This is a genomic window from Streptomyces sp. NPDC006512 (genome assembly GCF_040611935.1).
Lineage (GTDB): Bacteria > Actinomycetota > Actinomycetes > Streptomycetales > Streptomycetaceae > Streptomyces.
This window is the reverse complement of record NZ_JBEXPG010000008.1, coordinates 32410-57006: the sequence shown is the minus strand read 5'-3', so window position 1 is coordinate 57006 and position 24597 is coordinate 32410. Positions and strand designations below refer to the sequence as shown.

General features: G+C 72.3%; 22 protein-coding genes, 1 tRNA gene and 1 pseudogene. 13 read left to right on the top strand and 11 right to left on the bottom strand.

Features of this window, described 5'->3' with window-relative positions:
• Positions 1 to 78 precede the first annotated feature (78 nt).
• Complete coding sequence (locus ABZZ17_RS08330) at positions 79 to 792, bottom strand: MerR family transcriptional regulator (protein ID WP_356873581.1); 714 nt, start codon at positions 790 to 792, stop codon at positions 79 to 81.
• 191 nt (positions 793 to 983) lie between these two features.
• Here ABZZ17_RS08330 and ABZZ17_RS08325 point away from each other — a divergent pair.
• A pseudogene (locus tag ABZZ17_RS08325) lies at positions 984 to 1820 on the top strand (hypothetical protein); the annotation flags it as partial.
• Here ABZZ17_RS08325 and ABZZ17_RS08320 read toward each other — a convergent pair.
• From ABZZ17_RS08320 to ABZZ17_RS08310, 3 genes are all read right to left on the bottom strand, one after another.
• The gene (locus tag ABZZ17_RS08320; RefSeq protein WP_356873348.1) at positions 1821 to 2600 is read right to left on the bottom strand and encodes an RNA methyltransferase; all 780 of its coding nucleotides are present in this window, start codon (positions 2598 to 2600) and stop codon (positions 1821 to 1823) included.
• A 65-nt stretch (positions 2601 to 2665) separates the two neighbouring features.
• Complete coding sequence (locus tag ABZZ17_RS08315) at positions 2666 to 3886, bottom strand: HTTM domain-containing protein (protein WP_356873346.1); 1221 nt, start codon at positions 3884 to 3886, stop codon at positions 2666 to 2668.
• On the bottom strand, positions 3883 to 4722 hold the full coding sequence (locus ABZZ17_RS08310) for a DUF5819 family protein (protein WP_356873344.1): 840 nt from the start codon (positions 4720 to 4722) through the stop codon (positions 3883 to 3885). Before ABZZ17_RS08310 ends, ABZZ17_RS08315 begins: the two co-directional genes overlap by 4 nt.
• Positions 4723 to 4785: 63 nt before the next feature.
• On the opposite strand from ABZZ17_RS08310, the gene paaA reads away from it, so the two are divergent.
• From paaA to ABZZ17_RS08280, 6 genes are all read left to right on the top strand, one after another.
• Positions 4786 to 5805 carry a 1,2-phenylacetyl-CoA epoxidase subunit PaaA gene (gene paaA / locus ABZZ17_RS08305; protein WP_356873342.1) on the top strand — a complete coding sequence of 340 codons (1020 nt, stop codon included), beginning with the start codon at positions 4786 to 4788 and terminating at the stop codon, positions 5803 to 5805.
• Positions 5802 to 6086, top strand: coding sequence for a 1,2-phenylacetyl-CoA epoxidase subunit PaaB (paaB, locus tag ABZZ17_RS08300; protein ID WP_281209342.1), 285 nt, complete (start codon positions 5802 to 5804; stop codon positions 6084 to 6086). Before paaA ends, paaB begins: the two co-directional genes overlap by 4 nt.
• Positions 6083 to 6823, top strand: coding sequence for a 1,2-phenylacetyl-CoA epoxidase subunit PaaC (gene paaC, locus ABZZ17_RS08295; protein WP_356873340.1), 741 nt, complete (start codon positions 6083 to 6085; stop codon positions 6821 to 6823). Before paaB ends, paaC begins: the two co-directional genes overlap by 4 nt.
• A 32-nt stretch (positions 6824 to 6855) precedes the next feature.
• Complete coding sequence (paaD, locus tag ABZZ17_RS08290) at positions 6856 to 7341, top strand: 1,2-phenylacetyl-CoA epoxidase subunit PaaD (protein ID WP_356873579.1); 486 nt, start codon at positions 6856 to 6858, stop codon at positions 7339 to 7341.
• Positions 7342 to 8478, top strand: a complete 1137-nt coding sequence (locus tag ABZZ17_RS08285) for a 2Fe-2S iron-sulfur cluster-binding protein (protein ID WP_356873338.1) — start codon at positions 7342 to 7344, stop codon at positions 8476 to 8478.
• A gap of 149 nt (positions 8479 to 8627) precedes the next feature.
• The gene (locus ABZZ17_RS08280; protein ID WP_356873336.1) at positions 8628 to 9770 is read left to right on the top strand and encodes an acyl-CoA dehydrogenase family protein; all 1143 of its coding nucleotides are present in this window, start codon (positions 8628 to 8630) and stop codon (positions 9768 to 9770) included.
• A 13-nt stretch (positions 9771 to 9783) separates the two neighbouring features.
• Here ABZZ17_RS08280 and ABZZ17_RS08275 read toward each other — a convergent pair whose 3' ends face one another.
• The 6 genes from ABZZ17_RS08275 to ABZZ17_RS08250 form a co-directional block, all read right to left on the bottom strand.
• Entirely contained in the window at positions 9784 to 10128 is a 345-nt protein-coding gene (locus ABZZ17_RS08275; protein ID WP_356873334.1) for a rhodanese-like domain-containing protein, read from the bottom strand.
• Positions 10129 to 10167: 39 nt separating this feature from the next.
• Positions 10168 to 10923 carry a J domain-containing protein gene (locus ABZZ17_RS08270; RefSeq protein ID WP_356873577.1) on the bottom strand — a complete coding sequence of 252 codons (756 nt, stop codon included), beginning with the start codon at positions 10921 to 10923 and terminating at the stop codon, positions 10168 to 10170.
• Between the two features lie 305 nt (positions 10924 to 11228).
• The gene (locus tag ABZZ17_RS08265; RefSeq protein ID WP_356873332.1) at positions 11229 to 12683 is read right to left on the bottom strand and encodes a DUF2252 domain-containing protein; all 1455 of its coding nucleotides are present in this window, start codon (positions 12681 to 12683) and stop codon (positions 11229 to 11231) included.
• A gap of 84 nt (positions 12684 to 12767) precedes the next feature.
• A complete protein-coding gene (locus ABZZ17_RS08260; protein WP_356873330.1) occupies positions 12768 to 13427 on the bottom strand; it encodes a response regulator transcription factor in 660 nt (219 codons plus the stop codon).
• Between the two features lie 9 nt (positions 13428 to 13436).
• A complete protein-coding gene (locus ABZZ17_RS08255; protein ID WP_356873328.1) occupies positions 13437 to 15125 on the bottom strand; it encodes a sensor histidine kinase in 1689 nt (562 codons plus the stop codon).
• 212 nt (positions 15126 to 15337) lie between these two features.
• Positions 15338 to 15420: transfer RNA gene (locus ABZZ17_RS08250), tRNA-Leu, on the bottom strand.
• Positions 15421 to 15713: 293 nt separating this feature from the next.
• On the opposite strand from ABZZ17_RS08250, the gene ABZZ17_RS08245 reads away from it, so the two are divergent.
• From ABZZ17_RS08245 to pknB, 6 genes are all read left to right on the top strand, one after another.
• Positions 15714 to 16532, top strand: a complete 819-nt coding sequence (locus ABZZ17_RS08245) for a DUF3662 and FHA domain-containing protein (RefSeq protein WP_356873326.1) — start codon at positions 15714 to 15716, stop codon at positions 16530 to 16532.
• A 10-nt stretch (positions 16533 to 16542) separates the two neighbouring features.
• Positions 16543 to 17043, top strand: a complete 501-nt coding sequence (locus ABZZ17_RS08240; RefSeq protein ID WP_356873324.1) for an FHA domain-containing protein — start codon at positions 16543 to 16545, stop codon at positions 17041 to 17043.
• 144 nt (positions 17044 to 17187) lie between these two features.
• Positions 17188 to 18648 (top strand): PP2C family serine/threonine-protein phosphatase, encoded by a 1461-nt coding sequence (locus ABZZ17_RS08235; RefSeq protein ID WP_356873322.1) that lies wholly within the window; start codon positions 17188 to 17190, stop codon positions 18646 to 18648.
• A 31-nt stretch (positions 18649 to 18679) separates the two neighbouring features.
• Positions 18680 to 20104: an FtsW/RodA/SpoVE family cell cycle protein gene (locus ABZZ17_RS08230; RefSeq protein WP_356873320.1), complete on the top strand. Its 1425-nt coding sequence runs from the start codon at positions 18680 to 18682 to the stop codon at positions 20102 to 20104.
• A complete protein-coding gene (locus ABZZ17_RS08225; protein WP_356873318.1) occupies positions 20101 to 21564 on the top strand; it encodes a penicillin-binding protein 2 in 1464 nt (487 codons plus the stop codon). Before ABZZ17_RS08230 ends, ABZZ17_RS08225 begins: the two co-directional genes overlap by 4 nt.
• Before the next feature lie 157 nt (positions 21565 to 21721).
• Complete coding sequence (gene pknB / locus ABZZ17_RS08220) at positions 21722 to 23767, top strand: Stk1 family PASTA domain-containing Ser/Thr kinase (RefSeq protein WP_356873316.1); 2046 nt, start codon at positions 21722 to 21724, stop codon at positions 23765 to 23767.
• Positions 23768 to 23859: 92 nt separating this feature from the next.
• Here the strand turns inward: pknB and ABZZ17_RS08215 are convergent, their stop codons facing one another.
• Positions 23860 to 24594 carry a class E sortase gene (locus ABZZ17_RS08215; protein ID WP_356873314.1) on the bottom strand — a complete coding sequence of 245 codons (735 nt, stop codon included), beginning with the start codon at positions 24592 to 24594 and terminating at the stop codon, positions 23860 to 23862.
• Between the last annotated feature and the right edge of the window lie 3 nt (positions 24595 to 24597).

Here is a 24597-nt window from a genome sequence, read left to right as displayed (position 1 = left end):
CCTCCCGCCCGGCCGGCCGTACCTTCCGGCCGGGCGGATCCGGCCGCCGGGCGGTCCCGGCCGGGCGGTCTCCACGGCTCATGCCGACAGGCCACCCGGCGGGCCGTCCGCTCCGGCGTCCGGACCCGCTCCGGCGGCCGGGCCCGCCGCCGCCTCGAAGGCGCGGGAGGAGCCGTCGGTCTGGGCCAGCCTGCGCAGGGCCGCGAACATCGCGTCGCCCAGGACCGTACCGACCACGACCGTCTCGATCAGGTCCTCCCGGGCGGCCCGTCGCCCGACGTACTCCAGGTCCGCGCGGGCCACCCCCTCGGCCGCCGAGGCGTAGGCGTCGAGCACCTCCGCGAAGCCGCCGTGCCCGACCCGGGCCAGCGCGGCCAGGGCCGCCGTCAGGGCCTGTCCCGCCGGGCTGTCCGCCGAGGAACGCCAGCCGCGCGCGTCGAGCAGCCGCACGACCCGCTCCCGGGCCAGTACCGCCTCCGCGTCCGGCCCCCCGTCGCCGACGCGGTCACTTGCGTACCCCGGCACCAGCCGGTCGGCGGCCGCGCCCAGCAGTTTGTGCACCGACCGCTGCTTGTCGTCGACGGCCGCGAGGACCTCGCCGATCGCCGCGAGGGAGAGCCCGCCCACTTCCAGCAGGGCGCGGATGAGCCGTAGCCGCCGTTCGTGGTCGTCGCCGTAGCTCGCCTGGTTGGGGCTGCTCAGCTCTCCGGCCGGCAGCAGTCCTTCCCGTACGTAGTACTTGATCGTCGGTACCGGCACACCGGTCCGGCCGCTCAACTCTCCGATGCGCATCGTGCGTTCACTCATCTCTGCTTGCCAGCTCCCCGCCCATCATAGATAGTGGCACTACCAGATAGCGGGAAGTGCCGCTATCCATCATGCTCCTGTGGGGGGAAAGCATGACCTCGTCCACCCGGCCCACCTGGTCCATCTCATCTTCCTTACGCACCTGGCACCGGCCGCTGACCGTCTTCGCCGGGGTGATGGTGGTGTGGGCCGCGGGCTCCGCCGTCGGACTGCTCGTCGACGACCGCGTCCTCCTGGGCGCCCCGATCTGGGCCAAGCCCTTCAAGTTCGCCGTCTCGTTCGTGGGCTACTCGCTCAGCCTCGCCTGGATGATCTCCCTGGCCGGCCGGGCCCGGCCCCGGCTGCGCCGCCCCGCCTGGTGGGCCGGCACCCTCGTCGCCGCCACGAGCGCCGTGGAGATGCTGCTCATCACCCTCCAGGTCGTCCGGGGCAGGCAGAGCCACTTCAACCAGGCGACGCCCCTCGACGCACAGCTCTACAGCGCCATGGCGCAGACCGTGGTGGTGCTGTGGCTGGCCACCCTCGCCGTCGCCGTCCTGCTCTTCCGCGCCCGCGTCGCCGACCGGGCCACCACCTGGTCGATCCGGATCGCCACCGTCCTCGCCCTCGCCGGCGCGGGACTCGGCTTCCTGATGACCCGGCCCACCGACGAACAGCTCGCGACCGACAACGCCCCCCTGGTGGGCGCGCACAGCGTCGGAGTGCCCGACGGCGGCCCCGCGATGCCGCTCACCGGCTGGTCGACCACGGGCGGAGACCTGCGCATCCCGCACTTCGTCGGCATGCACGCGCTCCAGCTGCTCCCGCTGCTCGTCCTCGTGCTGGCCGCCCTCGCCCCGCGCTTCGCCCGGCTGCGGGCGGAGCGGGTCCGGCTGCGCCTGACCCTGGTGGCGTCCGCGGTCTACGCCGCGGTGGTCGCCCTGCTGACCTGGCAGGCGCTGCGCGGCCAGCCGCTGGTCCACCCCGACGGGGCGACGCTCGCCGCGGCGGCGGCGATCCTCGCCGCGGGCGCGCTAGGCGTGCTCGGCGCCCTGCGCTCCGGCCGGGGGGCCGCCCCAGTGGAAGAGGGTCATGGCCACGCTGGTGGCCAGGTTGTAGCTGGAGACCTGCGGACGCATCGGCAGGGAGACCAGGTGGTCGGCACGGGCACGGAGCTCGGGTGAGATGCCGTGCCGTTCGGAGCCGAAGGCGAGCAGGGCGTCGTCCGGGAGGGTGAGGGAGCGGATGTCCTCGCCCTCCGGGTCGAGGGCGTACAGCGGCCCGGCCGGCAGTTCGTCCAGGGTGAGCCGGTCGACCGTGGTCGCGTAGTGCAATCCGGCCCCGGCCCGCACCACGTTGGGGTGCCAGGGGTCGAGGTCGCCGCGGGTGACCACGCCGGTGGCCCCGAAGCCGGCCGCGAGACGGACGACGGCGCCGACGTTGCCGAGGTTGCGCGGGTTGTCGAGCACCACGACCGGGGCGGGCCTCGGCAGCCGGGCCAGCACGGCCCGTCCCGCCTCCCGGTCGGGCCGGACGGCCAGGGCGGCGACCCCGGTGGGGTGGACGCGGGGCAGCAGTTCCTTCAGCGGAGCCCGGCGCACCAGCCGCGCCACTTCCGGGGCCACGTCGGGAGCCAGCCCGGCGGCGAGGGCGCGTACGGCGTCGGGGTCGTCGGCGACGACCGCCCGGACCTCGGCGCCGAAGCGCAGGGCGTGCTTCAGCGCGTGGAACCCGTCCAGCAGGACGACCCCGTCCCGCCCGGCGGCCTCCCGCCACTGCCGCGCGACGTCATCGGGACTCTGCTGCTCGCTCATGCCCCGACCCTACGACGCCCCGCGCGACCGCCCGCCCACGGCCGCCCGGGCCGCCCCGGCGGGCGTCAGCGCGGTACCGGGCTGGGCTCCGACGGGACCGGTGGCCCGGCGGGCTCCGCGGGCTCCGGGCGCGGCCGGGTCCGTACGGGCCTCAGGGCCGCGGCACGCGCGCCGAGCCACACCAGGAAGGCCGTCGGCAGGAAGACGGCGTCGGCGGCGATCATCGCCAGTGAGAAGAACGGCAGCCCCAGCAGCACCGCGATCCCCGCGTGCTCCAGCATCATGACCGCCAGCAGCACGTTCTTGACGCGCCGGTCGAACAGGGTGAACGGGAAGGCAACCTGCACCGCCACCGTCCCGTACGACAGCAGCATCACCAGCGTCCCGCTGCCCGCCAGCAGCCCGGACAGCCCCGGCCACGGGGTGAAGTAGTCCAGCCCGAGCGGGTAGTAGAGCGCGGTCCCGTCCTGCCAGCGCGATCCCTGGATCTTGTACCAGCCGGCCGTGGCGTAGATCAGGCAGACCTCCGCCATGATCACCAGCATTCCGGCGTTGTGCAGCAGGTTCGCGAGCACGTCGAGGACGGCCCGGCCCTCGCCCCGCGGCTCGTACCGGTCGACCAGCCACCAGAGCCCGAGCCCCACCCACAGCGCGGCGAAGGCGGCCAGCCAGCCCGTCCCGAACCGTCCGGCCAGCGCCCCGTACGCGAGGACCAGGCCCAGTACGGTCCACAGGACCGGCCCCGCCGCCCCCGCCGAGGCGCTGCCGCGCAGCCGGACGCGGCGCGCGTCCAGCGACCACACCTGCGCGCAGCGGGTGAGCACCAGGTAGATCGCCATCAGGTGGATGACGTTGTCGCCGCCGTCGCCCATGAAGACGCTGCGGTTCTGCAGGGACAGCACCCCGACCATGAAGACCACGGACGTGGCCCGCGTCCGCCAGCCGAGCACCAGCAGCGCGCTCGCGAGCACGGAGACGGCGTAGACGATCTCGAACCAGAGCGTGGAGTCCGACCACATCAGCACCGTGAAGGCACGGTTCGAGGCGGTCAGCCGCTCGGCCAGCTGCCAGCTCCACGGGCTGTCGGGGCCGTACAGCTCGTGCCGGTTCGGGATCTCCCGCAGCAGGAAGAACAGCCAGGTCCCGGCGAAGCCGATGCGGACCACGGCGCTCTGGTAGGGGCCCAGCGCCCGCCCGGTGACCTGCGCCAACGCCCGGGCCGCCCGGGCCCTGGGGCCCGGTCCCGACGGCTGTCCCGGCTGCCCCGGTCTTCCCGGCCCCCTCATACCGTCCACCACGGCAGCTCCCGGTAGTAGGTCTGGGTGTCGGTCTTCTCGGTGCTCCAGCTCGGCGCCGCCACGGCCGTGGTCGCCGAGCGCAGCTGGATCCGCTCGATCCGGTCGCCGTCCCGCCCGCCCCGGGCGAGCCGGTCCAGGGCGATCCTGCGCAGGTACTCCTCGGAGAGCGCGCCGCGGTCGCCGTTCGGGCGCTCGTCCTCGTCGTGGGAGCCCGTGTAGAAGTCCCAGGCCCGGCGGAGCTCGTTCTGCTTCGTGTGGCTCGGCAGCAGGCTGTGCCGGATGGCCGCTCCGTCCTCGGCCGACAGGTCGCGCCAGTCTCCGGTGACGACCTCGCCCGCCGGGGTGCGGACCTCGGCCCGCACCTGCACGGCGATGTTCTGCTGGAGGGGGTTCGGGGCGAAGAGCTTCCAGTTCTGTTCGAACTCGGGGTAGACCCAGCCGTCGACCAGGTCCGCGTGCCGCTTGCTCACCGTGTTGGACGGCGCGACGTGCAGGAAGACGAGCGCCAGGTGCAGGCCTGCGGCGACGGCCACGGCAGCCAGCGCCAGGGCCGCCACGACCCGGTACGGGGCCGACAGGCCGGCTATTCCGGGCGTCCTGGCCGGTGCGTCCCGCTCGGCTGGGGGTGACTCGGCGGGGGGCTCGGCGGACGCCTCGCCGGGCGGGGCCGGAGGGGCCGCGGAAGGCGGAGGAGGCGGCGGAACGACCGGCGGAAGGGCTCCTTCCGCAGGCTCGTGCTCGTTCGAATCCATCCCGCCCCGATCATCCCGCGTCCACAGGGTTGCCCACAGAGGTTGACACCCTACGGGCCGCCGTCTCACCATTGAAGAGGATGAACCGAACGATCGGTCGGTCGGGCGGACGGCAGACTCTGACAGGGAGCCGAGATGGTCGCAGTGACCCCGGAATCGGGCCCGGGCACGGCAACGGCGCCGCGCACGGCGAACGCCGTCGAGGCGGACCTCGGCGCGCAGCTCGCCGCAGCCTTCGACGCCGCCGTGGCGGCGGACGAGCGCGTGGAGCCGCGCGACTGGATGCCCGACGAGTACCGCGCTTCGCTGGTCCGGCAGATGGCCCAGCACGCGCACTCCGAGATCATCGGCATGCAGCCCGAGGCGAACTGGATCACCCGCGCGCCGTCGCTGCGCCGCAAGGCGATCCTGATGGCCAAGGTGCAGGACGAGGCCGGCCATGGCCTCTACCTCTACAGCGCCGCCGAAACCCTCGGCACCAGCCGCGACGAGCTGCTCGACAAGCTCCACTCGGGCAAGCAGAAGTACTCCTCGATCTTCAACTACCCCACCCTGACCTGGGCGGACGTCGGCGCCATCGGCTGGCTCGTGGACGGGGCGGCGATCACCAACCAGGTGCCGATCTGCCGCTGCTCCTACGGCCCGTACGCCCGCGCCATGGTCCGCATCTGCAAGGAGGAGTCCTTCCACCAGCGCCAGGGGTACGAGCTGCTCCTCGCGCTCTCGCAGGGCACCGAGGCCCAGCACGCCATGGCCCAGGACGCGGTGGACCGCTGGTGGTGGCCCTCCCTGATGATGTTCGGCCCGCCGGACGACGAGTCGGTCCACTCCGCCCAGGCGATGGCCTGGCGGATCAAGCGCCATTCCAACGACGAACTGCGCCAGCGCTTCGTGGACATCGCCGTCCCGCAGGCCGAGTCGCTGGGCCTGACCCTGCCCGACCCGGACATCAAGTGGAACGAGGAGCGCGGGCACCACGACTTCGGCGCCATCGACTGGTCGGAGTTCTGGAACGTCCTCAAGGGCAACGGTCCGTGCAACGAGCAGCGGATCAGCCAGCGGCGCAGGGCGCACGAGGAAGGCGCCTGGGTCCGCGAGGCAGCGGCGGCCTACGCCGAGAAGCACACCAGCACCGGACGAGAGGTACAGGCATGACGCAGAACTGGCCCCTGTGGGAGGTGTTCGTGCGCTCGCGCCGCGGCCTCTCGCACACGCACGCGGGAAGCCTGCACGCCCCGGACGCGGAGATGGCCCTGCGCAACGCCCGCGACCTCTACACGCGGCGCGGCGAGGGCATCTCCATCTGGGTCGTGCCCTCCACCGAGATCATCGCCTCCTCGCCGGACGAGCGGGACCCGTTCTTCGCCCCGTCCGCCGACAAGCCCTACCGGCACCCCACCTTCTACGACATCCCCGAGGGGGTGCGTCACCTGTGAGCAGCACCGGCACCGCCCCCCTCACCGGCGTCACGGCCGCGGCCGCGCTCGCCCTCGGCGACGACGCGCTGATCCTCTCCCACCGCCTGGGCGAATGGGCCGGTCACGCCCCCGTCCTGGAGGAGGAGGTGGCCCTGGCGAACATCGCGCTCGACCTGCTCGGCCAGGCGCGCGTCCTGCTGTCCATGGCGGGCGACGAGGACGAGCTGGCCTTCCTGCGCGAGGAGCGTTCCTTCCGCAACCTCCAGCTCGTCGAGCAGCCCAACGGCGACTTCGCCCACACCATCGCCCGGCAGCTGTACTTCTCCTTCCACCAGCACGAGCTGTACGGCGCGCTGGCCGCCGGGGACGGCCCGTTCGCCCCGCTCGCGGCCAAGGCCGTCAAGGAGACCGCCTACCACCGGGACCACGCCGAGCAGTGGACCCTGCGCCTCGGCGACGGCACCGAGGAGAGCCGCCGGCGGATGCGGGCCGGGCTCGACTCCCTGTGGAAGTACACCGGCGAGATGTTCAAGCCCCTCGAAGGGCTCGGCGTGGACCCGGCCGCCCTGGAAGACCGCTGGCTGGCCGCGGTCGGCGGGGTACTGGAGCGGGCCGGGCTCGCCCTGCCCGAAGGGCCGCGTACGGGAGCCTGGGCCGCCGGCGCCGGCCGCGAGGGCCTGCACACCGAGTCGTTCGGACGGCTGCTCGCCGAGATGCAGCACCTGCACCGCAGCCACCCGGGAGCGTCGTGGTGACCGGGACCGCGGCGGCCGCCGGAGCGGTGGGCATGACCCGCCTGGAGGCGGAGCTGGCCGAGCTCGCGGGTTCCGTCCCCGACCCGGAACTGCCGGTGCTCACCCTCGCCGAACTGGGCGTCATGCGCGGCGTCCGGATGCACGAGGACGGCCACGCCGAGGTCACCCTCACCCCCACCTACACGGGCTGCCCCGCGATCGAGGCCATGTCGGCCGACATCGAGCGGGTCCTGACCGGCCACGGCATCCCCGAGGTGCGGGTCGTCACCGTGCTCGCCCCGGCCTGGTCGACGGACGACATCAGTGCCGAAGGCCGCCGGAAGCTGGCCGAGTTCGGCATCGCGCCGCCCCGCCCGCACTCCGCCGGAGGACCGGTCCCGCTGACGCTGTCGGTGCGCTGCCCCCATTGCGGATCCACCGACACCGAGCTGCTCAGCCGGTTCTCCTCCACCGCGTGCAAGGCGCTGCGCCGCTGCGTCTCCTGCCGCGAACCGTTCGACCACTTCAAGGAGCTGTAGATGGCCGTGTCTGTGCCCTCGGCGGAGCCGGGCCCCGCGCGCGCCGCGCGCCACGGCGCCTTCCACGCGCTGACGGTGGCGGCGGTCGAACGGCTCACCGACGATTCGGTGGCGCTGACCCTCGCGGTGCCCCCGGAACTGCGCGACGAGTACCGGCACGCGCCCGGCCAGCACCTCACCCTGCGCCGCACCGGCCCCGACGGCGGCGGGACCCGTCGCACCTACTCGATCTGCTCGCCCGCCCCGGCCGCCGACGGCCCGGGCCCGGCACTGCTGCGGGTCGGCGTGCGGCTCGTGGAGGGCGGCGAGTTCTCCACGTTCGCGCACAAGGAGATCGCCGCCGGGGACGTGCTCGACGTGATGGTCCCGGCCGGCCGGTTCGTCCTGGAGCCCGCCGCGGCCCCCGCCGCCGCGCACTACGCGGCGATCGTCGGCGGCAGCGGGATCACCCCGGTCCTGTCGATCGCCGCGAGCCTGCTGGCGGCCCGCACCGACGCCCGCTTCTGCCTGGTGCGCAGCGACCGGACGGCCGCGTCGACGATGTTCCTGGACGACGTCGCCGACCTCAAGGACCGCTACCCCGACCGCTTCCAGCTGGTGACCGTCCTCTCCCGCGAGGAGCAGGAGGCCGGTCTGCCGTCCGGGCGGCTCGACCAGGAGCGGTTGTCGGCGCTGCTGCCCGCGCTGCTGCCGGTCGCCGAGGTGACGGGCTGGTTCCTGTGCGGGCCGTACGGGCTGGTGCAGGGCGCCGAGCGGGCGCTGGGCGAACTGGGCGTCGCCCGGACCCGGGTGCACGAGGAGATCTTCCACGTCGAGGACACCGCGCCGCAGACCCCCGGCCGGACCGCCTCCGCGCCGTCCCACGGCCGGGTCACGGCACGCCTCGACGGCCGTTCCGGCACCTGGCCGGTGCAGGACGGCGAATCGCTGCTGGACGCCGTGCTGCGGGGCCGCGCGGACGCCCCGTACGCCTGCAAGGGCGGGGTGTGCGGCACCTGCCGGGTCTTCCTGGTCGCGGGCGAGGTGCGCATGGAGCGCAACTTCGCGCTGGAGTCCGAGGAGACGGACGCCGGCTTCGTGCTGGCCTGCCAGTCCCACGCGGTGTCGGAGGAAGTGGAGATCGACTTCGACCGCTGAGCCGCCGCCCTTCCCGCGCCGCCCCTCCGCCGTCCCTCTGCCGCCCTCTGCCGTTCCTCCCCCTGTGCAATTCCTGTCGCCTGTTCTATCTTGACGGACCGTCAGATATGACGGACGGGACCCAGCCGGTGCACGCGGGAGGACAGGCAGTGGACTTCACCTTCACCGAGGAACAGCAGGCGGCCGTCGAGGCGGCCAGGGCCGTGTTCGCGGATGTCGCCCCCGACCGCGTGCCCAGCCCCGCGCTCACACCGGGAGCCGTCGCGGACGAGTTCGACCGGCCCCTGTGGAGCAGCCTGGCCGGCTCCGACCTGCTGGGCCTCGTCCTCGACGGGGAACACGGCGGCGCCGGCCTGGACGTCATCGCCCTGTGCCTGGTGCTGCGGGAGTCCGCCAAGGTCCTGGCGCGCGTACCGCTCCTGGAGCACTGCGCCACCGCCATGGCCGTCCAGGCCCACGGCAGCACCGAACTGGCCGCCGCCCTGCTGCCCGGCGCCGGGGACGGCACGCTCGTCCTGACCGTCGCCGCGCACGGCCGCACCGGCCACGATCCCGCAGAACTCGCCGTCACCGCACGCCGCGACGGCACGGACTGGACCCTGGACGGGGTGCAGACCTCCGTCCCCTGGGCGCACAGCGCCGACTGGATCGCCGTACCCGCACACCGCGGCGACGGCGAGGCCGTCCTCGCACTCGTCCCCCGCGCCGCCGGCGGGCTCACCCTCGCCGCGCAGTACTCCACCAGCGGGGAACGGCTCGCGGAGCTCACCCTCGACGGGGTCCGGGTACCCGCCTCCCACCTCATCGAGGCCCCCGGCGCCTGGGAGCGGCTCCGCCAGCTCCTCACGACCGGGACCTGCGCCCTCGCGCTCGGCCTCGGCGAGAACGTCCTCACCATGACCAGTCAGTACACCGCCAAGCGGGAGCAGTTCGGCTTCCCCGTCGCGACCTTCCAGGCCGTCGCCGTACAGGCCGCCGACCGGTACATCGACCTGCGCGCCATGGAGGTCACCCTCTGGCAGGCCGCCTGGCGGCTCGACGCGGCGACCGGCGGCGCCGGCGGCCCGCTGCCCAGCTCCGGTGACGTCGCCGTCGCCAAGATCTGGGCCTCCGAGGGAGTGCGCCGGGTCGTACAGACCGCCCAGCACCTGCACGGCGGCTTCGGCGCCGACACCGACTACCCGCTGCACCGGTACCACGCCTGGGCGAAGCAGCTGGAGCTCCAGCTCGGGCCGGCCGCGGCGCACGAGGAGGCCCTGGGCGACCTGCTGGCCGCCCATCCCCTCACCTGAGGCGGAAAGCCCCTCAGAGCACGAAGGCCGGGTTCCCGCTGTCCGTCACCATCGGGCGCCCGGCGCTCTCCCAGGCCTGCATCCCGCCGTCGACGTTGACGGCGTCGATGCCCTGACGCACCAGGTACTGGGTGACCTGCGCGGAGCGCCCGCCGACCCGGCACATCACGTGGACCCGGCCGTCCTCCGCGATGGCCTCGGTCAGCTCGCCGTAGCGGGCCACGAAGTCGCTCATCGGGATGTGCAGCGCGCCCTCGACGTGCCCGGCCGCCCATTCGTCGTCCTCGCGGACGTCCAGGACAAAGCCTTCGGAGGGCACCGCGGCGGCGTCCACCGAGGGGAGCGGTCCGAAGTTCATAGCTGTCGCCTTCTCTCTTCGCGGGTCTGGCCTGCCAACCTACCCGGCGAGCGCCGCCAGCTCCGCCTCGCGCTCGGAGACCTGTGCCAGCAACTGCTCCGCGATCTCCTCCAGCAGCCGGTCCGGGTCGTCCGGAGCCATCCGCAGCATCGACCCGATCGCGCTGTCCTCCAGCTCCCGGGCCAGCACGGACAGGAGTTCCTTGCGCTGCGCCAGCCACTCCAGGCGGGCGTACAGCTCCTCGCTCTCGGTCGGCCGCACGGCCTCCGGCGCGGGACCGGCCGCCCATTCCTCCGCCAGCTCGCGCAGCAGCTGCTCCTCGCCGCGCCCGTAGGCGGCGTTGACCCGGGCGATGAACGCGTCGCGGCGCTCCCGCTCGGTCTCGTCCTGGGCCAGGTCCGGATGCGCCTTGCGGACCAGCTCCCGGTAGAGCCGGCGGACCTCCTCCGAGGGACGCACGCGCTCCGGGGGCTTCACGGACCCGCCGGTGAGCATCGCGGACGCGTCGTCGGAGATCCCGTCGGAGTCCAGCCAGTCGTGGAACAGCTCGTCGACGCCGGGCATCGGCATCACCAGCGAGCGCGCGTCACGGGCCCGCCGCAGGTCCTCGGGATCCCCGCTGCGGGCCGCCTTCGCCTCCGCGATCAGCGCGTCCAGCTCGTCGAGCCGCGAGTACATCGGCCCGAGCTTCTGGTGGTGGAGGCGGGAGAAGTTCTCGACCTCCACCCGGAAGGTCTCCACCGCGATCTCGAACTCGATCAGGGCCTGCTCGGCGGCGCGCACGGCCCGGTCCAGCCGCGCCTCGGGCCGCTCGTCCGCGGCGCCCGGGGAGGCGGCGCCCGAAGTGGCGCCCGGGGTAGCGTCCGGAGCGGCGTCCGGAGAAGCCTGGGAGGCCGCGGACGGGCCGGGGACTGTCTGCTCGGGGTGCTCGGTCTGCTCGCTCACCCGGCCAGCCTACGGCCCGTCCGGCCGGGCGGTGTTTCACGTGAAACACCGCCGGCCCGGCCCCTCCGATCAGACCGTGCCGGCCCCGGCCCCACGCCCCACCACCCGCCCCGCTCCACGCCCCGCCCCCGCCGGCATCCCGCCCGGCCCTCCGCTCAGACCCCGGCCTCCGCCGCGATCCGCCCGCCCCGGACGGCCGCCACCAGATCCGCGTGGTCGGCCTCGGTCCGGTCGGCGTAGGCCACCGCGAAAGCCGCCACGGCCTCGTCCAGCTCCTCGTTCTTGCCGCAGTACCCGGCCAGCAGCCTCGGATCGGCGCTGTGCGCGTGCGCCCGCGCCAGCAGCGCGCCGGTCATCCGCCCGTAGTCGTCGAACTGCTCGGCCGACAGCGCCGCCGGGTCCACGCTGCCCTTGCGGTTGCGGAACTGGCGCACCTGGAAGGGCCGCCCCTCCACCGTGGTCCAGCCGAGCATGATGTCGGACACCACCTGCATCCGCTTCTGCCCGGCCACCACCCGCAGGCCCTCGTGCTCCTCCACCGCCGCGTGGAAGCCCAGTCCGGGCAGGTACGGCAGCAGCACGGACGGCCGCGCCTCCTTCACCTGGAGGACCAGCGGCTCCCCCCGGTGGTCCAGCAGCAGCACCACGTACGAGCGCGTGCCCACGCTCCCCGTCCCGACCACGCGGAACGCCACGTCGTGGATCGCGTACCGGGCCAGCAGCGGCAGCCGGTCGCCCGGCAGGGTCTTCAGGTACGGGCCCAGCGAGGCCGCCACGGCCGCCGCCTCCCCGTCACCGACGCGGCGCAGCACCGGCAGCGCGTCGACGAACCGCCGGACGCCGTCCGCCCCGATCTCGGTGGACTTGGCGGCGAACCGGGCCGAGGTGTTGTTGCGGGCCTTCGCCGAGACCCGCTCCAGCGTGCCCAGCAGGTCGCGGGCATCGGTGTGCGAGACGAGCTCCTCGTCCGCGATGGCGTTCCACGCGTCGAGGGCGGGGAGCTTCGCGAGCAGCCGCATGGTCCTGCGGTAGGCGCCCACCGCGTCCTGCGCCGCCGTCCGGCAGGTGTCCTCGTCCGCGCCCGCCACCCGCCCGGCCAGCACCAGCGAGGTGGCCAGCCGCTTCACGTCCCACTCCCACGGGCCGAAGACGGTCTCGTCGAAGTCGTTGAGGTCGATGACGAGCCGGCCGCGCGCGTCCCCGTACAGGCCGAAGTTGGCCGCGTGCGCGTCACCGCAGATCTGCGCCCCGACGCCGGTCACCGGGCCGCCGGACAGGTCGTGCGCCATGAGCCCGGCCGCCCCGCGCAGGAACGCGAAGGGGTTCGCGGCCATCCGGCCGACCCGTATCGGGGCGAGCTCCGCGACCCTGCCGGCGTTGGACTCCTCCACCGCCCGCACGGCGTCCGGCCGTCCGGCCGGGGCCTCGAACCGGGCGTGCGCGGAACGCGGTACGCGCTCGCGCAGGGCCCGGCCCGCCTCCTTGGGCGAACCGGCCACGGACCGGGGCGCGAAGCCCTCGACCCGCGGTATTCGCCCGCCCTCACGTCCCGCCGCCGCGACCGCTTCCGCCGTCGCGCCCGCCGCGTTCTGCTCCGGTACCGTCACCATTCGCGCCGCCCCCGCACCTGTCGCTCCGTGTCGGCCGAGGCGGCCGACTGCGCGTCGGCCCGACCGTTTTCGGCCCGACCGTATCTAGAGCCCGGCGTCCCTGGCCAGCAGGGCCGCCTGGACCCGGTTGTCGCAGCCCAGCTTCGCGAGGATCCGGCTCACGTACGTCTTCACCGTCGCCTCGCTCATGTGCAGGCGCCGGCCCGCGTCCGCGTTGGACAGCCCTTCCCCGAGCAGCGCCAGCACCCCGCGTTCCCGCTCGCTCAGCTCGGCCACCCGCCTCCGGGCCGCCTCGCCGCGTCCGGCGGCCCGGCCGGTCGCCAGCTGGTCGACCACGTGCCGCGTCGCGGAGGGCGACAGGTAGGCGTCGCCGGCGGCGGCCGCCCGGACCGCGCCGATCAGCTCTCCCGGCGCGGAGTCCTTCAGCAGGAACCCGGCGCCGCCCTCGCCGAGCGCCCGCAGCACGTTCTCCTTCTCCCCGAAGGTCGTCAGGATCAGCGCCCGCACGTCCGGCACGGTCCGACCCAGCTCGCCGAGTGCCGTCAGCCCGTCCATCACCGGCATCTGGATGTCGAGGAGCACCACGTCGGGGGCGTGGGAGCGGGCCAGCTCCACCGCCTCCCGGCCGTTCGCACCCTCCGCGACGACCTCGATGTCCGGTGCGGAGGTCAGGATCATCCTGATGCCCGCCCGGATCAGCGGCTCGTCGTCAGCGATCACCACTCTGATCACCTTGGCTGTCACCCCGCGCTCCTACTGCTTGACCTCGTACGCCTGCTTCTCGACGAGCTTGCCGTCCTTGAAGCAGAACCGGAACACGGCGTCGGTGGTCAGGTCGTCCGACTCCTCCGACAGCAGCGCCAGACAGTCCGACCCCGGGGGCCGGGGCGGCCCCTTGCGCTCCAGGCCGTCCGTCATGACGCTCTCCCCGGACGGCAGCCGCTCGCGGACGGTCTGCTCCGACTCCCCGACACTCACCGCGCCGTAATCCTCCTTGCTGATCATCGCCTTGTTCGCGGAGCTCACCAGCAGCGCCACCCCGGCCCCCATGACGATCAGCAGCAGGACGAGCGCCGCGACGGCGATCCCGCAGCCCAGCGCCCAGCCGCCGGTCCGGCTGCGCACCGGCACCGCGAGCTCGCGGTCCACCGCCGCCCAGTCCAGGGGCGGCGCACCCTTCCGGGCCGTCGCCAGGGCCTGCGTCCGCTGCCCGAAGTCGTCGGCCACGTCCTCGACGGCGCCGGCCGGCTCGGCGCCGTACGGGAGCACTCCGGCCACCCGGAAGCCCCCGCCCTCGGCGGCCGCCGCGTGGACCATGCCGCCGACCAGCCGGGCCCGTTCCCGCAGCCCCGTCAGCCCCTGCCCGCCCGAGACCACCTCACCGGAACCGGGACCGGCCGCAGGGCCGTTGGCGATCTCCACCACCAGGGAGTCGTCCTCGTACCGCAGTTCCACCGTGATGGAGGCCCCCGGAGCGTGCTTGTAGGCGTTGGTCAGCGCCTCCTGCACGATCCGGTACGCCGCGTGGTCGCAGGCCGCCGCCAGCGGCCGGGGCTGCCCCGCCACGGAGAGCCGTACGTCGGTCCCCGCGGCCCGCGCCGTCTCCACGATCCCGCCGATCCCGGCCACCCCGCGCGCGGCGGGCTGCGCCTCCTCCACGGGCAGCGGAGCCTCCACCCCGTCCCGCAGGATCCCGACGACCTCGCGCAGCTCGTGCATCGCCGCGACCGAGGCCTGCCGCAGCACCCCGACCGCCTCGCGCTGCCGGTCGGTGATCGCGGGATCCACCTCCAGCGCCCCGGTGTGCACCGAGATCAGCGCCAGCTGGTGGCCGAGGCTGTCGTGCATGTCCTGGGCGATCCGCTGCCGCTCCCGCAGCCTGGCCTGCCCGGCGACCATCGTCCGCTCGCGCAGGAGCTGGGCGTTGCGCTCCTGAAGGGCACTCAGCAGGGTCCGCCGCTGGTACCAGTACCGGCTGGCCAGACCCGGCATGACCGTCGAGGCGAGGAACATCAGGGTGGAGAACACGATGACCAGCAGGGGACGCATCTGCGACCACTGGTCGACGAGGCTGAGGCCCACTTCCGCGACGAACGCGATGACGAAGGCGGCCAGCGCCCGGCCCACCCCGACGATCCGCCGGCCCGCGGACCAGCCCAGCAGGATCGTCACGAGGAACACCCCGGGCAGGAATCCGCTGGCCGCGGCGCCCACGATCAGGGTCGTCGCGGGCAGGCGCCGGCGCAGCAGGGTCAGCGCGACCACGAGCACGACGGCCGAGGCCGTCTTCAGCGTGGAGCTGTGACTGAGTTCGTCGACGCCCACGCCGAGCAGCGCGATCACCGCGGCGATCGTCAGGTCCCCCGCCAACGCGCTCCGGGACCAGGGCTCCGGCCCCTTCAGCCAGTCCCAGCCCGCCCGCGCCCTCGCCCTCGTATCCACGCGAGCGACCCTAGACACCCGACGGCACCGGCGGCTTCCCCCTTTCGTCGCGCGCCGTGCGACGAAAGTCGGACGGTTGAGGTGCGGGGAGAGAAGGGCCACGGGGGCGAACCCGGCGCCGCGGCTCGGCCGCGCCCTCCCCTATATAAGGGTCCGGAGGCCGATAATGCAGGAAGCCCCGATCCGGATTCCGGATCGAGGCTTCCTCGATGTGGGCGAGGGGGGATTTGAACCCCCACGTCCCGAAGGACACTGGCACCTGAAGCCAGCGCGTCTGCCGTTCCGCCACTCGCCCGAGCAGCTCCCCAGTGGTTCTTCCCTTTCGGGCCGTTCCCCTGGCGACGTCGAAACATTAGCACGTCGGACGGGGTGGAATCACATCGCTTTCCCGGCCCCCTCGGAGGGCGGCCGGGACGGCCCCTCCCGCAGTCCGCTCCGGGTGCGGGACACTGTCCCTGGAGCGCCCCTACGATCCCTTGTGAGGACCAACACTCCTGCGCACGGGACCGATGGGGAACCAGCCGAATCCGCCACGCGTGGATACGATCAGTAAGCAGTACAGGGCGACAACGACGGAGGAGGTGCCCCATGGGAGTTCTGAAGCGGTTCGAGCAGCGACTCGAAGGTCTGGTGAACGGCACCTTCGCCAAGGTGTTCAAGTCCGAGGTCCAGCCGGTGGAGATCGCCGGCGCCCTCCAGCGGGAGTGCGACAACAACGCCACCATCTGGAACCGCGAGCGGACGGTCGTTCCCAACGACTTCATCGTGGAGCTCAGCGCCGGCGACTACGAGCGTCTGAGCCCCTACTCCGGCCAGCTCGGCGACGAGCTCGCGGGCCTCGTCCGCGACTACGCCAAGCAGCAGCGGTACAGCTTCATGGGCCCCATCAAGGTCCACCTGGAGAAGGCCGACGACCTCGACACCGGCCTCTACCGGGTCCGCAGCCGTACCCTGGCCTCCAGCACCTCCCAGGACTCGCCTCAGGCCGGGCAACAGCAGCAGGGCCAGCAGGGCGGTTACGGCTACCCGCCGGTCGCCGCCCCGCCCATGCCCGCGGGACCGCCTCCGGGCGGACCCGGCGGCCGCCCCGGCGCGGGCGGGCCCGGTCCCAGCGGCGCCCCCGGCACCACGCGCCGCTGGATCGAGATCAACGGCACACGCCACCAGATCTCGCGCCCCACGCTCGTACTCGGCCGGAGCACCGAGGCCGATGTGCGGATCGACGACCCCGGCGTCTCGCGCCGGCACTGTGAGATCCGGACCGGAACACCCCCGACGATCCAGGATCTCGGGTCCACCAACGGCATCGTGGTGGACGGACAGCACACCACCCGCGCTACGCTCCGCGACGGCTCGCGGATCGTCGTGGGCAGCACCACCATCATTTACCGGCAAGCCGAAGGGTGAAGCGGGGGCAATGTCAGAGCTGACCCTGACGGTCATGCGGTTGGGTTTCCTGGCCGTTCTGTGGCTGTTCGTCATCGTGGCCGTTCAGGTCATCCGCAGCGACCTGTTCGGCACGAGAGTGACGCAGCGCGGCTCACGCCGCGGCGGCGCCACCAGTGCGCCGCAGCAGACCGGGCGGCAATCCGCCGCGCCACCCCAGCAACGCCAGCGCCGGGGTGCGCCGACCAAACTCGTCGTCTCCGAAGGCACCCTCACGGGCACCACGGTGGCCCTCGCCGGCCAGACGATCACGCTGGGCCGTGCTCACGACTCCACGATCGTGCTGGACGACGACTACGCCTCCAGCAGGCATGCCAGGATCTACCCCGACCGTGACGGCCAGTGGATCGTCGAGGATCTCGGGTCCACCAACGGCACGTATCTCGACCGGACCCGGCTGACCACCCCGACGCCCATTCCGCCGGGCGCCCCGATCCGCATCGGCAAGACCGTCATCGAGCTGCGGAAGTAGTACGAGAATGAGCGAGCGGAGCGAGCGAGCCGCGGCGGTCCGTCCCACCGGGGACTCGGATCCGAGCGCGCTCCCGACCGGAGGGTGGGCAGTGTGGCTCGAGACCGGTTGTACCCGGAGGCAGCGTCGACAGGGCAGGTGCGCATGAGTCTGTCCCTGCGTTTCGCCGCCGGATCGCACAAGGGCATGATCCGCGAGGGCAACGAGGACTCCGGCTACGCCGGTCCCCGGCTCCTCGCGATCGCCGACGGCATGGGCGGCCAGGCCGCCGGCGAGGTCGCCAGCTCCGAGGTGATCTCGACCCTCGTCCAGCTCGACGACGACGTCCCGGGCTCCGACATCCTCACCGCGCTGAGCGTGGCCGTGCAGCGGGCCAACGACCAGCTGCGCGTCATGGTCGAGGAGGACCCCCAGCTGGAGGGCATGGGCACCACGCTCACCGCCCTCCTGTGGACCGGCCAGCGCCTCGGACTCGTCCACGTCGGCGACTCCCGCGCCTACCTGCTCCGTGACGGCGTCCTCACGCAGATCACCCAGGACCACACCTGGGTGCAGCGTCTCGTCGACGAGGGCCGCATCACCGAAGAGGAAGCCACCACCCACCCGCAGCGCTCGCTCCTCATGAGGGCGCTCGGCAGCGGTGACATCGTGGAGCCCGACCTCTCGATCCGCGAGGTCCGGGCCGGCGACCGCTACCTCATCTGCTCCGACGGGCTGTCCGGCGTCGTCTCCCACCAGACCCTGGAAGAGACCCTCGCCGACTACCACGGCCCCCACGAGACGGTGCAGTCCCTGATCCAGCTCGCCCTGCGCGGCGGCGGTCCGGACAACATCACCTGCATCGTCGCCGACGTCCTCGACACCGACAGCGGCGACACCCTCGCCGCCCAGCTGAACGACACCCCGGTCGTCGTCGGCGCGGTCGCCGAGAACCAGCACCAGCTCTTCGACGGCAACGCCATGCAGACCCCGGCCGGGCGCGCCTCGGGCCTCGGCCGTCAGGCCGCTCCGCCCGCCGGCGCCTTCGGCCCTCCCGGCAGCGGCGAGGCCCCCGGCTACGGATACCCCGACCAGAGCCCGGGCGGCGGCGGCTACGGCAGCTTCGGCGAACCCGACGCGTACGAGGCCGACCCGCCGTACGAGGACACGTACGACCACCCGCGCAGGCGCCGCAGCAAAGGGCGCAAGTGGACCACGCGGACGCTGATCCTGCTGCTCGTGGCCGGTGTCGTCGGCGGCGGCCTGTACGCCGCGCACCGGTGGACGCAGACCCAGTACTACATCGGCGTCAAGGGCGAGCACGTCGCGCTGTACCGCGGCATCAGCCAGAACCTGGCCTGGATCCACCTCTCGAAGGTGGAGACGGATCACCCCGAGATCGAACTGAAGTACCTGCCGTCCTTCAAGCGGAAGCAGGTCGAGGCCACCATCACCGAAGGCAGTCTCGACGGCGCCCGCAAGAAGGTCGACGAGCTCGGGACCCAGGTCGCCGCCTGCAAGAAGGACGAGGCCCGCCGCGCCGCCGAGGCGCAGAACAACCAGACGCCCGGCCCCGTTCTGACTCCCGCGGAGCAGACGATGGCCGGCCTGTGCGAAAAGCAGTAGAGATACGCGGGCACAGGGGGCCCGACACACCATGAGCGTTGTCACCAACACGACCACCATCGGCGCCATCGAGGCGCCGAGCCGGCGGAACACCGAGCTCATGCTGCTCGCGTTCGCCGTGGTCATCCCGATCTTCGCGTACGCCAACGTCGGCCTGTCGATCCACGGCGAGCTGCCTCCGGGCATGCTGCTGTACGGGCTCGGCCTCGGCGTGCTCGCCGGCATCGCCCACCTCGTCGTACGGCGCTACGCCAAGTACTCCGACCCGCTGCTGCTGCCGATCGCCACCCTGCTGAACGGGCTGGGCCTGGTCCTCATCTGGCGGCTCGACCAGTCCGAGCGGCTGCAGAAGCTCGCCAAGCGGAACTTCGGCGCCTTCTCCGAGTCCGCGCCGCGGCAGATGATGTACACGGCGCTGGCCATCGCCCTGTTCGCCGTCGTGCTGCTGGTCCTCAAGGACCACCGCGTGCTCCAGCGGTTCACGTACATCTCGATGGCCGCCTCCCTGGTCCTGCTGATCCTGCCCGTGATCCCGGGTCTGGGCGCGGACGTGTTCGGCGCCAAGATCTGGATCAGCGTCGGCGGTTTCTCCATCCAGCCCGGCGAGTTCGCGAAGATCGTCATCGCGGTGTTCTTCGCGGGCTACCTGATGGTCAAGCGCGACGCCCTGGCCCTGGCCAGCCGCCGCTTCATGGGCCTCTACCTGCCGCGCGGCCGTGACCTCGGCCCGATCCTGATGATCTGGGCGATGAGCCTGCTCGTCCTCGTCTTCGAGAACGACCTCGGCACCTCGCTGCTCTTCTTCGGCATGTTCGTGATCATGCTGTACGTGGCCACCGAGCGGACCAGCTGGATCGTCATCGGCCTGCTGATGTCGATGGCCGGCGCCGTGGTCGTCGGCACCACCGCCAGCCACGTCGAGGCCCGTGTGAACGCCTGGCTGGACCCCTTCGGCTGCTACGCCACCTCCGGCGCCTGCGAGCAGGTCGGCCAGTCGATCATGAGCTTCGGGTCCGGCGGTGTCCTCGGCACCGGCTGGGGCCAGGGCAGCTCCGACCTCATCGGCTTCGCCGCGAACTCCGACTTCATCTTCTCGACCGTCGGCGAGGAGCTCGGCCTGACGGGCGTCATGGCCTTCCTGCTGCTCTACGGTCTGATCATCGAGCGGGGCGTGCGCACCGCGCTGGCCGCCCGCGACCCCTTCGGCAAGCTCTTCGCCATCGGGCTGTCCGGCGCCTTCGCCCTCCAGATCTTCGTCGTCGCCGGCGGAGTCATGGGCCTCATCCCCCTCACCGGCATGACCATGCCCTTCCTCGCGTCCGGTGGTTCCTCGGTCCTCGCGAACTGGGTGCTCATCGCCATCCTCATCCGGATCAGCGACACCGCACGCCGGCCCGCCCCGGCCCCCGCCCCGTCCCCCGACTCCGAGATGACCCAGGTGGTCCGCCCGTCATGAACAAGCCCCTGCGCCGCATCTCGCTGTTCTGCGGGCTGCTCGTCCTCGCCCTGCTGATCCGGACCAACTGGCTGCAGTACGTGCAGGCGGAGGACCTCAGCACCCGCAAGGAGAACCGCCGGGTCCTGATCGCCCAGTACGCCACCGAGCGCGGCAACATCATCGTCGAGGGCCAGCCCATCACCGGTTCCACGCGGACCGACAGCACCGACTTCCGGTACAAGCGCACCTACCTCGACGGCCCCCTGTGGGCGCCCGTCACCGGCTACGCCTCGCAGGCCTTCGGCTCCACGCAGCTGGAGAACATCGACGACGGCATCCTGACCGGCAACGACGACCGGCTGTTCTTCGACCGCACCATCGGCATGTTCACCGGTGAGAAGAAGCAGGGCGGCAACGTCGTCACCACCCTGAACGCCGCCGCCCAGAAGGCCGCCTTCCAGCAGCTCGGCAGCAAGAAGGGCGCCGTCGCGGCGATCGACCCGCGCACCGGCGCCGTCCTGGCCCTGGTCAGCACCCCGTCCTACGACCCGTCCAGCTTCGCCGGCTTCTCCGACGCGGACGAGAAGGCCTGGGTCTCGCTCAAGGACAGCGAGGACAAGAACCTCGTCAACCGCGCCCTGCGCGAGACCTACCCGCCGGGTTCCACGTTCAAGGTGGTCACGGCCGCGGCCGCGCTGGAGAACAACGTGGTCACGGACATCGAGGCGCCCACGGACACGCCCGAGCCGTACATCCTGCCGGGCACGAAGACCCCGATGGTCAACCACGCCTCGGGCTGCGAGAAGGCCACGCTGAACTTCGCGCTCCAGGTCTCCTGCAACTCCGTCTTCGCCAACCTCGGCGACAAGGTCGGCCGCGACAAGATGGTCGAGACCGCTCAGAAGTTCGGCTTCAACAACGACAAGATCGACATCCCGGTCCGCGCCTTCGCCAGCGTCTACGACAAGACGATGGGCAAGGACGGCAACGCGCAGAGCTCGATCGGCCAGTTCAACACGGCGGCCACCCCGCTCCAGATGGCGATGGTCACCGCGGCGATCGCCAACGACGGCAAGCTGATGAAGCCGTACATGGTCGACCAGCTGACCGCTCCGAACCTCGACGTGATCGAGAAGCACGAGCCGCAGGAGATGAGCCGGCCCCTCTCCGCCGCGAACGCGCAGAAGGTCCAGCAGATGATGGTCAACGTCGTCGAGAAGGGCACCGGCGGCCAGGCCAAGATCAAGAACGTGAAGGTCGGCGGCAAGACCGGTACGGCCCAGCACGGCGAGAAGAACGCCAAGCGCCCCTACGCCTGGTTCATCTCCTACGCCGAGAACCCCGACGGCAGCTCGCCGGTCGCCGTCGCCGTCGTCATCGAGGACAGCGCCGCGGACCGCGAGGACATCAGCGGCGGCGGTCTGGCGGCACCGGTCGCCAAGGCGGTCATGGAAGCCGTACTGAAGAACAAGGGATGAGAAGCCGGGGCAGTGTCCGAGCGCTCGGTACCGGTCCGATATCAGCCTGTGGTCACGAACCGATCACCGACGATCGGCCGGTAGCCTTGCCGCGAACAGCACACCGCCGGACCACACACGGGTGCGGTCGGGACTGACGGAGAGGGCTGCAAACGTTATGGAAGAGCCGCGTCGCCTCGGCGGCCGGTACGAGCTGAGCCACGTGCTCGGCCGTGGTGGCATGGCCGAGGTCTACCTCGGTCACGACACCCGGCTCGGCCGTACCGTCGCCGTCAAGACCCTGCGCGCCGACCTCGCCCGCGACCCGTCCTTCCAGGCCCGGTTCCGCCGCGAGGCCCAGTCGGCCGCGTCGCTGAACCACCCGGCGATCGTCGCCGTCTACGACACCGGCGAGGACTACGTCGACAACATCTCCATCCCGTACATCGTGATGGAGTACGTCGACGGCTCGACCCTGCGCGAGCTGCTGCACTCGGGCCGCAAGCTGCTGCCCGAGCGCACCCTGGAGATGTGCATCGGCATCCTCCAGGCCCTGGAGTACTCGCACCGCGCCGGCATCGTGCACCGCGACATCAAGCCCGCCAACGTCATGCTGACCCGGACCGGCCAGGTCAAGGTCATGGACTTCGGCATCGCCCGCGCCATGGGCGACTCCGGCATGACCATGACGCAGACGGCCGCCGTGATCGGCACCGCCCAGTACCTCTCCCCGGAGCAGGCCAAGGGCGAACAGGTCGACGCGCGCTCGGACCTCTACTCCGCGGGCTGCCTGCTGTACGAGCTGCTCTGCGTGCGGCCGCCGTTCGTCGGTGACTCCCCGGTGGCCGTGGCCTACCAGCACGTCCGCGAAGAGCCCCAGCCCCCGTCGAACTTCGACCCCGAGATCACGCCCACGATGGACGCCATCGTCCTCAAGGCGCTGGTCAAGGACCCCGACTACCGCTACCAGTCCGCGGACGAGATGCGGGCCGACATCGAGGCCTGCCTCGAAGGCCAGCCCGTCGCCGCCACCGCCTCCATGGGCGCGGCCGGGTACGGCTATCCCGACCAGGGCGGCTACGGGCACCAGGGCTACGACCAGCCCACCACCGCCCTGCGGTCCCCCGACTCCGGCCAGACCTCGATGCTCCCGCCGATGCCCCCGGGCGACAACGGCTACGGGTACGGGGACCAGGGCCACGGCGGCTACGACCAGGGCGGTCACGGCCGCCGCCAGAAGAAGAACCGGGCCTCCACGGTCCTGCTGGCCCTCGCCGGCGTCCTCGTCCTGGTCGGCGCGATCCTCATCGGCAAGTCCCTCTTCAGCGACCGGGCCGACAACCGGCCCTCCGTGCCCAAGTTCGTCGGCGACACCCTGGAATCGGCACAGGGCCGCGCCCAGAGCGTGAAGCTCACGGTGGTCAAGGAAGCCGACGAGCCCTGCGACAACCAGCCCAAGGGCAGGATCTGCTCGCAGGACAAGGAACCCGACACCAAGGTCGACGAGGGCACCACCGTCAAGGTGAAGGTCTCCTCGGGCGCCCCCAAGGTGCCGGTGATCGACGTGGTGCGCCTGACGTACGAGCGGGCCGAGTCCGCGCTGAAGGACAAGAACTTCCAGGTCGAGAAGGAGCTGCGGGAGTCCGAGGGCAACCCGGGCGTGGTCCTGGAGCAGAGCCCCAAGAGCGGTACCGAGGCCGAGAAGGGCTCGGTCGTCAAGCTGATCGTCTCCAAGGAGATCTCCAAGGGCACCGTCCCGGACCTCACCGGGAAGACCAAGGAAGAGGCGGTCAAGCTCCTCACGGCCGCCAAGCTGAAGCTCGGCAGCACGACCGAGGTCGACCAGCCCGGGGCGGCGCCGAAGACGATCGTCCACCAGCAGTACGCCGCCGGTGAGCAGCTCGCCAAGGACACCCCGGTCAACGTCAGCATCGCCAAGGCGACCGCGGCGCCGACCGCCGTTCCGCTGCTGTTCGGCCGGACCGTGGCCCAGGCCAAGGACGACCTGAAGCGGGCCAACCTGACCTTCGGAGCGGTCCTGTCGGGCCCGACGGACGACAACGCCACGGTGCTGCAGTCCGACCCGGCGGCCGGGACCCCGCAGCCGGCCGGAACCGTCGTCAACCTCCAGACCTCGCCCGGCAGCGGCCAGGGCGGTCAGCAGGGCGGCAACGGGAACGGCGGCAACGGCGGCGGCTTCATCGGAGGCCTCGGCGGCCGCTGACGGCCGGCGGCACCCCCGTACGAACGAAGGCCCGGCCCCTCTCCACGGAGAGGGGCCGGGCCTGTTTCACGTGAAACACCGTCCGCCGCGGCTCAGCGCAGCTCGGCCGGCGGGGTGCGCTTGTCGTCCACCTTCTCGGTCCGTACGAGCTCGCCCCACACGATGTACCGGTACTTCGACGTGTAGACGGGGGTGCAGGTCGTCAGCGTGATGTAGCGCCCGGGGGCCGTCTTGCCCGACTCCTTGGGGACCGGGTTGATGACGTCGACGTTGTACTTCGAGGTCTGCCGCAGCTCGGCGAAGGCCTTGTAGACGTACCAGGTGTCGCGGGTCTCGAAGACGATCGCGTCGCCGGTCTTGACCTTGTCGATGTTGTGGAACTTGGCCCCGTGCCCGTCACGGTGCGCGGCCAGCGCGAAGTTGCCCTTCTCGTCCCAGGGCAGGGCGGACTTCACGGGCTGGGTGTAGTACCCGGCGACGCCGTCGTCGAGGACGTCGGGGTCCGTGCTGGGCTTGACCAGCACCTCGCCGTTCTTCATCGCCGGTACGTGCAGGAAGCCGATGCCGCCCTGGGTGTCGAGGGCGCCCGGCTCGGCGGGCGCCCCGGCCGGGGGTGCGGGGGCCGCCTGCCACTGGCGGCGGACCTCGTCGCCGCGCTCCGACGCCTGACGGTCGGCGAGGACGTTCGTCCACCACAGCGAGTAGGCCACGAACAGGGCCAGGACGAGGCCCACCGTGATCAGGACCTCTCCCAGCAGGCTCAGGAACCCGGCGATCACGCTGCGGTTTCGGGGCGGCGGTGCGGAGCGGCGGCGGGCACGAGACACTGC